This window comes from Rhizobium oryzihabitans (assembly GCF_010669145.1).
Taxonomy (GTDB): Bacteria; Pseudomonadota; Alphaproteobacteria; order Rhizobiales; family Rhizobiaceae; genus Agrobacterium; species Agrobacterium oryzihabitans.
The window spans coordinates 40,307-52,339 of the sequence record NZ_CP048637.1 but is presented as its reverse complement, the minus strand read 5'-3'; the positions used below and the strand labels follow the sequence as shown (position 1 = coordinate 52,339).

Sequence of the window (12,033 nt, the reverse complement as noted above, 5' to 3'; positions counted from 1 at the left end):
CTCGAATAGCGAGGAGCAAATAGGCCCGAATGAAACGCCTGAACTGCGGGAAAAACTGGGCGTTGAAGATGACGGAACCGAACTTGAGCCACTGCCGGGTTAGACAAGCACGCGTCGGTTCATCAGCGAAAGCCGAATCGTCTCGATAGGATTGGCGATACCCTTCAGCAGAAGTGAGCCTCTAGCCGAAACGTTGAACTCGTGCCCTGCCGCCACCTCGAAAAATTCACTGGAGGCCACGATTTCACCTGGTAGTGCCGCAGCACACAGTCGCGCGGTAACGTTGACGGGCGAACCGAGGATCGTTGCATCCTTGCGAATTTCGGTTCCGATCACGGCCTCTATCACAGTGCCGTCGTGCAGTCCTATGCCGATCCCTCTGGGCAAATTCGCCCGTGAGACACTTGTCAGAATTGCCTCCGACGCCCTGAGGGCGTTTGTCTTTCTTTCTGATCCTTCGAACCAGGCGACAAGCCCGTCACCCACGAGGCGATCAATATCGCCGCCGTGTTCGAGGATGGCCGCGAAGCTGTGGCTTGCAACCTCAGACACAAGGGCAGCGGCTTCTTCGGCGCTCGCCTGTTCGACAAAACTGGAGAAGTCTCTGATATCGAGGACCAGGATGGACGCAGCCAGGCGCTCGGCGCTCGAGCGCCCGGAACTAACGCGCTTCTCAGTGCTGTCGGAAACAAAATGTGCGAGCGACTTTCGCGCCTCATTCAGGGCGTTTGTGCGTGTGTCGATTTCATTTTGTGCCCGTGAGACGAAATACGTGGAGAGGCAAAGTGCTCCTATTAGAGGCACGCCAAGGATAACGATCCAAATAATCGTATCGTTGTCGAGAAGTTTTTCGCGGGCGGATGCCTTTTCGGAAGTGGCGATGTAGACCGACATAGACCCTGTCATACCTGGCGCCCTGCTGAGCACGGTCCAATGCACAGGGGGCCCATCTTCTTCGAGAAAGACTGTCTGTCCGTCAGATATTTCGGGGATGCGACTTATCGTTGAGGCCATGCACGATGTGTCGTTGGTTGCCGCCAGTACCTTGCCGTCTTCGGTAAAAGCAACTGCGCAGAGCAAGTCAAGCTCCTTCGCTTCCGTTTCGATAGCCTGTCTTGTCTGGTCAGCGTCGCTGACTTTTCCTCCACTTCCGATCTCCGAGTGTCTGGCTTTCCCCAAGATCGGCGCGAACAGCGCGGCATGGAGCGAAGCCGTTTGTGCACTATAGGCACGTTCGACACTAACAGACAGAGCGTTTGAGACGGCAATAAGTAGGCCGGAAATCGTCAGGAAGAAAATCGGTAGTACGAACAGGTTATAGTTCCGTCTTAACGGATAGGGGCGCGCCAGAATCTCATTATCCAATGTTTGCCACCTTCGTTTCTTTTCGTCATTTCATTCGTGGATTCGATCTTCACGAAGACTGATCTTACGATTCTGAGTTCGAATTTATATTGCCGTCACTATAAATCTTTGTAACCTGAGTGTCGGTCCGGAAAGAAGTTGCGTAATCTGAGTCGGTTATGATTCCCTGGCTTTGAGATGATTCTTTTCGGGCAAGGCAGCGATGTGGACGACAGCGAACCGTGGAAAATACAAGCGCGATGGATTGCGCTATCCGAGTGATCTGACGGATGCGGAATGGGCTCTGGTGGAGCCGTTGATCCCTCCAGCCAAGCGTGGCGGGCGCCGACGTGAGGTCAATGTTCGCGAGGTCGTCAACGGCCTGCTGTATGTGCTGAGCACGGGCTGCCAGTGGCGCGCCGTTCCGAAAGACCTGCCGGCCAAGAGCACGTTGTTCGACTATTTCGACCTTTGGAACTGGGACGGCACACTCGGCCGTCTTCACGATGAACTCTATGTGAAATGCCGCGAGGCGATGGATCGTGAGGCCAGTCCCACCGCCTGCATCATCGATAGCCAGAGCGTTAAAAGCGCCGAAAAAGGGGATCTGCATCGACCCGAGCGGGTATGATGCGGGCAAGAAGATCAAGGGCAAGAAGCGCCACATCCTCGTCGATACGGTAGGGCTGCTGCTTCATGCCCTGGTTCACCCGGCCGACATCCAGGATCGTGACGGTGGCGTGCTGGTCTTGAAGACGCTGTTTGGGAGGTACCCGTTCCTGAAAAGGCTGTTCGCCGATGGCGGCTATCAGGGACCTGTCTTTGCCAAGGGCAGAAGAAGGCCATGCCGGGCCTTGCGACCGAAATCGTCAAGCGCTCCGATACTGCCAAAGGCTTCGAGGTCTTGCCGAGACGTTGGGTGGTTGAGAGGACCTTCGCGTGGCTGGGACGTTGCCGCAGGCTGGCCAAGGACTTCGAAAACATGTCACGCAACGCACTCGCCTTCCTCAAATTGGCATCCATTCGCCTCATGCTGAGAAGGCTCTGTTCAAACTGAATAACTTTCCGGACCGACTCTAAGTACTCGTGCATGACCGATAGCGAACAAGTACCGTGAGGGAAAGGTGAAAAGCACCCCGACAAGGGAGTGAAATAGAACCTGAAACCGGATGCCTACAAACAGTCGGAGCCCGCAAGGGTGACGGCGTACCTTTTGTATAATGGGTCAACGACTTAGTGTAACTAGCAAGCTTAAGCCGGTAGGTGTAGGCGCAGCGAAAGCGAGTCTGAATAGGGCGATTGAGTTAGTTGCATTAGACCCGAAACCGAGTGATCTAGCCATGAGCAGGCTGAAGGTTGGGTAACACCAACTGGAGGGCCGAACCCATAACTGTTGCAATAGTTCGGGATGACTTGTGGCTAGGGGTGAAAGGCCAATCAAACTCGGAAATAGCTGGTTCTCCGCGAAATCTATTTAGGTAGAGCGTCGACCGAATACCCTCGGGGTAGAGCACTGGATGGGCTATGGGGACTCACCGTCTTACTGATCCTAACCAAACTCCGAATACCGAGGAGTACTAGTCGGCAGACACACGGCGGGTGCTAACGTCCGTCGTGAAAAGGGCAACAACCCTGACCTCCAGCTAAGGTCCCCAAGTCATGGCTAAGTGGGAAAGGATGTGAGGATCCCAAAACAACCAGGATGTTGGCTTAGAAGCAGCCATCATTTAAAGAAAGCGTAACAGCTCACTGGTCTAAATAAGGGTCTTTGCGCCGAAAATGTAACGGGGCTAAAGCCATGCACCGAAGCTGAGGATTTGCAGCAATGCAAGTGGTAGCGGAGCGTTCCGTAAGTCTGTGAAGGCGGACCCGTGAGGGCTGCTGGAGATATCGGAAGTGCGAATGTTGACATGAGTAACGATAAAGGGAGTGAGAGACTCCCTCGCCGAAAGACCAAGGGTTCCTGCTTAAAGTTAATCTGAGCAGGGTTAGCCGGCCCTAAGACGAGGCGGACACGCGTAGTCGATGGGAACCACGTTAATATTCGTGGGCCTGGTGGTAGTGACGGATCTCGTGTGTTGTTCAACCTTATTGGATTGGTTGGGCGGCGAAGAGGTTCCAGGAAATAGCTCCACCGTATAGACCGTACCCGAAACCGACACAGGTGGTCAGGTAGAGTATACCAAGGCGCTTGAGAGAACTATGTTGAAGGAACTCGGCAAATTGCACGCGTAACTTCGGAAGAAGCGTGACCCTTTTGTACGCAAGTATGATGGGGTGGCACAGACCAGGGGTAGCGACTGTTTATCAAAAACACAGGGCTCTGCGAAGTAGCAATACGACGTATAGGGTCTGACGCCTGCCCGGTGCTGGAAGGTTAAAGGGAGGGGTGCAAGCTCTGAACTGAAGCCCCAGTAAACGGCGGCCGTAACTATAACGGTCCTAAGGTAGCGAAATTCCTTGTCGGGTAAGTTCCGACCTGCACGAATGGCGTAACGACTTCCCGCTGTCTCCAACATAGACTCAGTGAAATTGAATTCCCCGTGAAGATGCGGGTTCCTGCGGTCAGACGGAAAGACCCGTGCACCTTTACTATAGCTTTACACTGGCATTCGCCAAGGCATGTGTAGGATAGGTGGTAGGCTTTGAAGCAGGGACGCCAGTTTCTGTGGAGCCATCCTTGAAATACCACCCTTATCGTCATGGATGTCTAACCGCGGTCCGTTATCCGGATCCGGGACCGTGTATGGTGGGTAGTTTGACTGGGGCGGTCGCCTCCGAAAGAGTAACGGAGGCGCGCGATGGTGGGCTCAGACCGGTCGGAAATCGGTCGTCGAGTGCAATGGCATAAGCCGCCTGACTGCGAGACTGACAAGTCGAGCAGAGACGAAAGTCGGTCATAGTGATCCGGTGGTCCCGCGTGGAAGGGCCATCGCTCAACGGATAAAAGGTACGCCGGGGATAACAGGCTGATGACCCCAAGAGTCCATATCGACGGGGTTGTTTGGCACCTCGATGTCGGCTCATCGCATCCTGGGGCTGGAGCAGGTCCCAAGGGTTTGGCTGTTCGCCAATTAAAGCGGTACGTGAGCTGGGTTCAGAACGTCGTGAGACAGTTCGGTCCCTATCTGCCGTGGGTGTAGGAATATTGACAGGATCTGTCCCTAGTACGAGAGGACCGGGATGGACATATCTCTGGTGGACCTGTTGTCCTGCCAAGGGCATAGCAGGGTAGCTATATATGGAATGGATAACCGCTGAAGGCATCTAAGCGGGAAACCAACCTGAAAACGAGTATTCCCTTGAGAGCCGTGGAAGACGACCACGTTGATAGGCCGGGTGTGGAAGCGCAGCAATGTGTGAAGCTTACCGGTACTAATAGCTCGATTGGCTTGATCGTTCTCATTGTTCATGCTCATCGGCGCAGCATAGCTGCACTGATGATGCTGATCTTCTGTCCTGACGCGCCAAAGCGCTCCGGACGGGCCGCGCCATCAGGCGCGACGGCCTCTGGCCTTGCGGAGATTCGCTCCGAAACGCCAGGCCAAAGATCAAAGACGTGTTCACAAAATTAAGACAAACGAAGGCTCGAGCCTTCTACCAGCTTCTCAAAAGATTGCCCTTAGCCGACCTGGTGGTCATGGCGGGGTGGCTGCACCCGTTCCCATTCCGAACACGGCCGTGAAACGCCCCAGCGCCAATGGTACTTCGTCTCAAGACGCGGGAGAGTAGGTCGCTGCCAGGTCTGCTAAAGGCAATCAAATCTTCTCATAACAAGCCTCGGCCCAAGCCGAAATCGGGCCGCCCTCAAAGCGGCCCTTTTGCAATGCATAAACAATAACGCGGGGTGGAGCAGCCCGGTAGCTCGTCAGGCTCATAACCTGAAGGCCGCAGGTTCAAATCCTGCCCCGCAACCAAGTTTCTTAAAGACTATCAAGACTTTAATCGGCCTCCTTCGGGAGGCTGAAGTCGTTTTTGGACCTAGCACACAGTCAGCACAAACACACCCCACCCGTTTGACGGGAGGCTTGATGGTGTGATTCCCTCTTCCCATATCGAGCAATAAGCGAAATGGGAGGGCAGCATGCCAAGCCATGAAATCCTCGGAGGATTGGTGCAGATTTACCGGCGCGGGGCCGCGTCTGGCATTGCTCTACGTCCATAAAGGGCCGTCAGTATCGTGTGAGCACCAAGGAAACCGGCTTGGAGCAGGCCAAGGCTTTTGCAGAAGACTGGCTTCTCGGTTTGCGCGGGAAATCGGCGGCGGGTATTTTGAAGACCGAAACCACCTTCGCGGAAGCCGCCAAGAAGTTCGAGCAGGAATATGCGGCCATCACCGAGGGGGAGCGCAGCCCCAAATGGGTGGAGGGTCACAGCATCCGCCTGCGGCTCCATCTGGTGCCGTTCTTCGGCAAGATGGGCGTCTCGGAAATCAATGCCGGTACAGTTCAGGATTATCGCGTGCAGCGCATTGCCACGTCCACGACGGGGAGGGCACCGGCACGCAGCACCTTGCATGACGAGGTGGGCACGCTCCGGCAGGTCCTGAAAACCGCCATTCGCCATAAATGGCTCCAGCATCTTCCCGACCTGTCGCCGCCGTATAAGACGCAGGGGAAGATTGTTCACCGGCCATGGTTCAGCCCCGCCGAGTACAAGCAAGCTTGACCTGCCACTGAAGTTTCATCCGGCTGCGATTAGAGCGTCGGCGTTTTTTTGATAAGCCAAATGGCGGGGTGGGAGCAACCGGCGGAAACGCGGAGCTTCCACATTGCGTAGCGTTGGAGCCGGTTGCGGCGATGATCCCGGCATAGTCCGCTGGGGTCTGGTATCCGAGCGATGAGTGCGGCCGGAAATTGTTGTAGTCGCCGGCCCATTCCGCAATGGCGCTGCGAGCATGATCGAGACCGAAGAACAGGCTCTCGTTGAGCAGCTCGTCGCGCATGCGGCCGTTGAAGCTCTCGACATAGCCATTTTGCATCGGTCTTCCCGGCGCGATGTAGTGCCACTCGACCTTGTGATCCTTCGACCAAGCAAGGATGGCATTCGAGGTCAGTTCGGTCCCGTTGTCTGAAACAATCATGCCGGGCTTGCCCCTTCGCTCGACAAGCGTCGTCAGTTCCCTCGCGACACGGCGACCAGAGATAGATGTGTCCGGGATCGCCGCCAGGCATTCGCGTGTGACATCGTCGACCACATTGAGGATGCGAAAGCGTTTGCCGCAGGCGAACTGATCGTGGACGAAATCCAGCGACCAGCGAGCATTCGCTTTTGCTTCGACGAGGATCGGCGCACGCGTGCCAACAGCACGACGCCTGGCTTTGCGTTTGCGCACGCAGAGACCTTCCTCGCGATAGAGCCGATAGATGCGATTGACACCGGACGGTTCCCCATCGCGCCGAAGCAGAATGAACAGCCGTCGGTAGCCAAACCGCCGTCGCTCATTGGCCAGATCGCGTAGCTTCGCTCGCAACTCGACCTCCGGCGGTCGAGAGGATCGATAACGGATCGTCTTTCGGTCGGCACATACAATCTGGCAGGCCCGCCGTTCCGAAAGCCCCATCGTGACCTTCAGATGCGCGACAGCGTCACGCTTGGCGGCAGGCCCTACCATTTTTTTGAGAGAAGTTCGCGGAGTGCGGCTGTATCCAGCATCTGTTCGGCGAGCAGCTTCTTCAGCTTGGCGTTCTCATCCTCCAGCGCCTTCAGGCGCTTGGCCTCAGATACCTCCATGCCGCCGTATTTAGCTTTCCAGTTATAAAAGGTCGCTTCGGAAATCCCGTGCCTACGGCAAAGATCGCCCGCTTTCGCTCCGGCCTCCTGCTCCTTCAGCACCGCAATGATCTGCTCTTCCGTAAATCGCTGCTTCTTCATAAGTCCGTCCTCAATGGGCCGGACTCTAATCCATTCTGGAGGAAGTTCTCAGTGGCAGGTCAATGGCGTTCGAGGTCAGCTCCGTTCCGTTGTCCGAGACGATCATGCAGGGGTAACCGGTTGTGAGCGCGATGCGATCCAGTTCCCGGCCGACACGCTCGCCGGATAGCGAGTTGTCGACCACGGTGGCAAGGCACTCGCGGCTGAATTCGTCGAGGACATACAGGATACGGAAGCGCCTGCCGTCGACCAGCGCAACCGAGACGAAGTCCATGCTCCAGCGCTGGTTCGGGCCCTGCGGGATTGCCATCGGCGCTCGTGTTCCCAGGGCTCGTTTGCGGCCACGCGCTTGCGCCCTGTTAAGGGTCAATATTCGGCGCCGGTTGACACTCAGGACTTTCCCGAAACTGGGGCGAAGTTGGATCTCATGCCGGTTGTCGCCATCTCTTTGCATTTGGCTCTGCACATTGTATAAAATGTGCACCTGCGTGAAGCAGGAATGCCGCGTGGCGACTGTTAGCAAGAGCTTGAAGCACAAGACGATGTCGACCGCAGCTGCCGAGGAAATCCGAAGCCGGATCCTTGAGGGCGTTTTTCCGCCGGGGCGTCAGTTGCGTCAGGAGGAATTGGCGCAGGAATTCGGAATCAGTCGCATACCCATCCGCGAGGCCCTGCTCTTGCTCGAAAGCGAGGGGATCGTGCGCATCCAGCCCCATCGCGGCGCCGTGGTCGTAGAGCTAAGTGCAGAGGAGGTCGAAGAACTCTTCAACATGCGCATCCTTTTCGAGCCGTTTTTACTCGAAAGGTCGGCGCCGCATCTCGCACCCGCGGATTTCGAGAAGCTAGATAAAATCCTTGACCGTTACGAAACGTCGATCGATAAGCTGGATATCGACCGCTGGAACGATCTGAACTCCGAATTCCACATGCTGCTTTATACCCATGCGCGGAGCCCACGTATAACCAGTACAGTCCAGAACCTCCTCGGCGAATGCGACCGGCACACGCGAATTCAGCTCTCCAACATTACTGGCGATCGGGCGCGGGCCGTCCGCGAACACAAGGAACTCGTAAGGCTCTGCCGGGAACGGCGTTTTGCAGAGGCGGCCGATTTCATGCGCATGCATATCGATCGTATCCGGGTTGGCCTAATGGCGCTTCTCCATCTCGACCAGACTGACGCAACAGAAGCAACTGTGGGTGAACAGTAAAAGGGGCCGACGTCGCAGGCGGCGTCGGCCGGTTTTCGCTCTCAGGCGCGGCCCACCGTGAACAGATGTTCGAGCTTGTCGACCTCCACCTCGATACCGAGACCGGGACCGGTCGGCGCGGAGCCGAAGCCGTTTGACGAGCGTGGAAGATAGCTGGCAACGTGGCCGTCCGTCCAGTCGTTGAAGAACGGAGTCATCAGCAGCGATTCCGGCCGGGTCGTTGCCGCCACATGGCTGGTCGCGGCCGTGATGATGTCGCCGCCCCACATGTCCTCCACCGAGACCGCCATGTTCAGTTCCTGTAGCAGGTCGCGGGCTTTGATCGTGTTAGTGAGGCCGCCAAGCTTGCCGAATTTGAGGTTCACCGATACAGCGTTGGCCTCATACTTGGCGCGATAGATTTCGTCGTGGTTGACGATCGACTCGTCGAGAACGAGTGGAAGCGCTGATCCACGATGCGCGAGGATGCAATCGGCCGTCGAGCGGCAGGGTTGCTCGACATAGACTGCGAGGCCGGCCATGCCTTGGAGTGCGAGCTTCGCTGACGCAAGCGACCAGCCGCCGTTGGAATCGGCCACGATGATCGTCTCGGAATCGCCAGCTTCCACGCTGGCGCGGGTCCGCGCAATATCATCCATGGGGTTGTTGCCGACCTTGAGCTGGAAGCGATTGATGCCGGCGGCCCGCCGTTCGCGAATGAACTCGCCCATGGATTCAGGCGCGGCCAGCGGCACTGCCTCGTAGATTGGAAAGCGGTCGTTGAGTACGCCGCCGATCAGCGCCGAGATCGGCCGGCCGAGCGATTTGCCAAGAATATCCCAGCAAGCGATGTCGATCGGGCTCTTGGCGAATTCCTGCCCCATCAACGTGCCGGCCATGATGCGGTTGACCATTCCGATATTGGTTGGATCTGTACCGATCAGCGCCTCCGAGAGGTCCTTCAGCGCGATCCGAATGCCATCTGGAAAGGTCGGCAGGTAGATCTTGCCGAGTGTCGTGATCTCGCCCCAGCCTTCGAGACCCTGGTCGGTGCGGATGCGGATGACCGTGCCGTCTTCCGTGGCCGCGACACGGTCTCCAGACATGACGTATGTTCCGTGGGCATAGCCGACGGTATACTTGTAGATGTCCACCCCGGTGATTTTCATGGTCTTTCCTTAAGATTGGCGGCTGCGTCTTGCGCAAGCAGTTGCATCAGAATGTCATATTGGGTGCCGGAGATGCGGACTCCGTCGCGCGTTGTGCGCGCCCTGGCGGCGAAGCGCCGTGACGAGGGTAGTCGGGCGCCCTGAGCTGGAATCGCCTCAAGCAGCCGTTCGGCGCTTTTGAAATGCCTGTCGCGTTCCGTGCCCATGAACATGTCGGGCGACAGTGCGATGATCAGTTCACCATGGCAGGGGCGCCGCCGTCGCCATCATCGAAAGCCTGGGATTGCGGGCTTGTCATATCTCCGACCAGCGGGCCTGCGAGAAGCTCGATCATGGTTGAAAGCGCTGAACCCTTGTGGCCGCCGAATGTCATCTGCGCGCCGGCCATGGCCTCAATCGGGTCGTTGGTCGGATTTCCCTGCCGATCGAGAGCCCAGCCATAGGGAATCGGCTGATTGCGCTGGCGATGAAGTTCGATCTCGCCGCGCGCGACGACGCTGGTCGCGAAGTCGAAGATGTAGGGCAGGTGTCCCGGCCGAGGCCAGCCGAAGGCGAGTGGATTGGTGCCGAACAGCGGCGTCCGGCCGCCGTTTGGCGCGACCCAACTGTGGCTCGGCGTCATGGCGAGCGATACGAGGCCCCGCTCGGCGAGAGCCTCGACCTCCGGCCAGAGTGCGGTGAAATGAAAGCAGCGATTGATCGCCATGGCGGCAACGCCGTGGCTCCGAGCTCTTTCCGTCAAGGCGTCGATCCCCATCGTGAAGGCAAGCGAGGAGAAGCCCATATCGGCATCGACCCTGACGATGGCGGATTGATCTGATTGGATTTTCGGCTTGGCAGCAACATTGACCTTGCCGGCGGCGATGGTCCGCACCAGCCCGGCGAGGCGATAAGTGCCATGTGACGCGCATTCGTCACGTTCAGCGGCGGTGATGACGTCTGCCAGCGCATCGGCATGCGGTTCCGTGAGCCCGTGTCTGACGAGGATGCGCGTGGCCAGGGCTTGGATTTCCTGCAGACTCAGAACGCGGTGTCCTGGGGCTTCCTCTGCCGCGGGCTGGCCTTTGGAGGAGAGGGAGGATGGGCTTATCGCCGTCATTTCGAAACTACCACTGCAATCGGACTTCAGTTGCGCGACCTGCCGGAGGTTCGCACGCCGCTGTGCGCGAGATTTTCGACGAGCTCGTCAGAAATCTGTTGCGCAGGCGATGTGTAGTATGCGAAAGCGAAACGCAAGAGCCGCTTTTCCGAAGGTCGTGCGGAGGCAGGATCTGAAGACGTGCTCGGCAGCTCGCCTTCAGCCCGGCGCTCCATGGCGCCGGCAATAATCAGGGAACCGAAAGAGGGAAGTGATGGAGAATTTTACGGATTTGAAAATAGGGCGGCGTGGCTTTCTGGCGGCGGCTGCGGCAGGAACGGCAGCGCTCGCAGCGCCCGCCTTCATTCGCGATGCGCGTGCAGCATCGGAAATTACGATCATTACCTGGGAAACATATCACGAGGACGCATGGATCGCGGAATGGAGCAAGGCGACCGGCGTCAAGGTCAATGTCGTTCGTGCCGGCTCCAATGACGAGATTTTTGCCCAGACCCAGTCGGGCGCGATCCAGGCCGACGTACTCTATTTCGAGTCGGGTTCCATTCCGCGCTTCAAGGAAGCTGGCCTCATTGTGCCGATTGACGCTTCCAAGCTCCCCAATGCGGTCAACATAACGCCCGGCCTCAAATATCAGGAACGCAACACGGTCGATGGCGATCTCTATGGTGTACCCTATAGTTGGGGAACGCAGCCGTTGATGTTCAACGCGGATGTCGTCACCGAAGGCACCGACAGCTGGGCCGCGCTCTGGGACGAAAAGCATGCCGGCAAAGTCAATCTGTTCGATGATGCCTATATCACCTTCCCGATGATCGCGCTGCAGGCTGGCGTTGCGGATCCCTTCAATCTTTCGGACGAAGACTTCGCCAGGTGCGCCCAAGTGCTCGCCGCCCTTCGTCCACAGGTCCGTACCATCGCGCGCGGCTTCAACGACGCCGCGGCGATCTATGCGGCCGGTGACGCGGTCATCGGTTACTGCAATAACGTTTCCATCGTCTTTAATCTCCAGCGCAAGGGTATGAACTTCAAGTACACCTTCCCAAGGAAGGTACGCCGACCTGGATCGACAATGCGGTTTTGACCCCGCATGGCGATCGTCCGGAAGTCTATCAGTTCCTCAACGACAACCTGACGCTGGAATGGCAGTCCCGCTTCATCTCCTTGTCACTCAACAACGGCGTACTGACCGACGAGGGCGCCAGACAGGGTGGTGTGAAGGACGATATCCTCGCCAAGACCAACATCATCGATCAGAATCAGCCCAGTTTCTGGGAGAAGATGGTTTTCTTCAAGGCGCCTGAAAGCGTCGATCGTCGCGTCCAGATGTGGAACGACTTCAAGGCTGGAACCCTCTAGT

The 12,033-nt window shown here is 57.4% G+C and carries 6 protein-coding genes, 1 tRNA gene, 2 rRNA genes and 4 pseudogenes; 8 read left to right on the top strand and 5 right to left on the bottom strand.

Annotated features, from left to right (window positions below; genetic code table 11):
* Nucleotides 1-99 precede the first annotated feature (99 nt).
* Entirely contained in the window at nucleotides 100-1,365 is a 1,266-nt protein-coding gene (locus G3A56_RS25945) for an adenylate/guanylate cyclase domain-containing protein (RefSeq protein WP_130519695.1), read from the bottom strand.
* Between the two features lie 202 nt (nucleotides 1,366-1,567).
* Here G3A56_RS25945 and G3A56_RS25940 point away from each other — a divergent pair.
* The 5 genes and pseudogenes from G3A56_RS25940 to G3A56_RS25920 all read left to right on the top strand — a co-directional run bounded on the left by G3A56_RS25940 (nucleotide 1,568) and on the right by G3A56_RS25920 (nucleotide 6,012).
* A pseudogene (locus G3A56_RS25940) lies at nucleotides 1,568-2,401 on the top strand (IS5 family transposase).
* Nucleotides 2,391-4,744, top strand: a 23S ribosomal RNA gene (locus G3A56_RS25935). Before G3A56_RS25940 ends, G3A56_RS25935 begins: the two are co-directional and overlap by 11 nt.
* A gap of 230 nt (nucleotides 4,745-4,974) precedes the next feature.
* Nucleotides 4,975-5,089, top strand: a 5S ribosomal RNA gene (gene rrf / locus G3A56_RS25930).
* A 96-nt stretch (nucleotides 5,090-5,185) separates the two neighbouring features.
* Nucleotides 5,186-5,261 (top strand) — tRNA-Met (locus G3A56_RS25925).
* A gap of 286 nt (nucleotides 5,262-5,547) precedes the next feature.
* The gene (locus G3A56_RS25920) at nucleotides 5,548-6,012 is read left to right on the top strand and encodes a hypothetical protein (protein WP_210255084.1); all 465 of its coding nucleotides are present in this window, start codon (nucleotides 5,548-5,550) and stop codon (nucleotides 6,010-6,012) included.
* 15 nt (nucleotides 6,013-6,027) lie between these two features.
* Here G3A56_RS25920 and G3A56_RS25915 read toward each other — a convergent pair.
* A pseudogene (locus G3A56_RS25915) lies at nucleotides 6,028-7,218 on the bottom strand (IS3 family transposase).
* A 61-nt stretch (nucleotides 7,219-7,279) separates the two neighbouring features.
* Nucleotides 7,280-7,564, bottom strand: a pseudogene (locus G3A56_RS25910) (DDE-type integrase/transposase/recombinase); the annotation flags it as partial.
* Nucleotides 7,565-7,745: 181 nt separating this feature from the next.
* Between G3A56_RS25910 and G3A56_RS25905 the strand changes: the two are divergent.
* Nucleotides 7,746-8,429 carry a GntR family transcriptional regulator gene (locus G3A56_RS25905; protein WP_246231454.1) on the top strand — a complete coding sequence of 228 codons (684 nt, stop codon included), beginning with the start codon at nucleotides 7,746-7,748 and terminating at the stop codon, nucleotides 8,427-8,429.
* Between the two features lie 41 nt (nucleotides 8,430-8,470).
* Here the strand turns inward: G3A56_RS25905 and G3A56_RS25900 are convergent, their stop codons facing one another.
* Together G3A56_RS25900 and G3A56_RS25895 are read right to left on the bottom strand one after the other, a co-directional pair.
* Nucleotides 8,471-9,577: a mandelate racemase/muconate lactonizing enzyme family protein gene (locus G3A56_RS25900; RefSeq protein WP_130521225.1), complete on the bottom strand. Its 1,107-nt coding sequence runs from the start codon at nucleotides 9,575-9,577 to the stop codon at nucleotides 8,471-8,473.
* Nucleotides 9,574-10,601, bottom strand: a pseudogene (locus G3A56_RS25895) (Ldh family oxidoreductase). The gene G3A56_RS25900 and the pseudogene G3A56_RS25895 overlap by 4 nt, the downstream one beginning before the upstream one ends.
* Before the next feature lie 328 nt (nucleotides 10,602-10,929).
* Between G3A56_RS25895 and G3A56_RS25890 the strand changes: the two are divergent.
* Nucleotides 10,930-11,757, top strand: a complete 828-nt coding sequence (locus G3A56_RS25890) for an extracellular solute-binding protein (protein ID WP_246231453.1) — start codon at nucleotides 10,930-10,932, stop codon at nucleotides 11,755-11,757.
* Nucleotides 11,754-12,032: a hypothetical protein gene (locus G3A56_RS29115; RefSeq protein WP_246231452.1), complete on the top strand. Its 279-nt coding sequence runs from the start codon at nucleotides 11,754-11,756 to the stop codon at nucleotides 12,030-12,032. Before G3A56_RS25890 ends, G3A56_RS29115 begins: the two co-directional genes overlap by 4 nt.
* The last annotated feature ends 1 nt before the right edge of the window (nucleotide 12,033 follow it).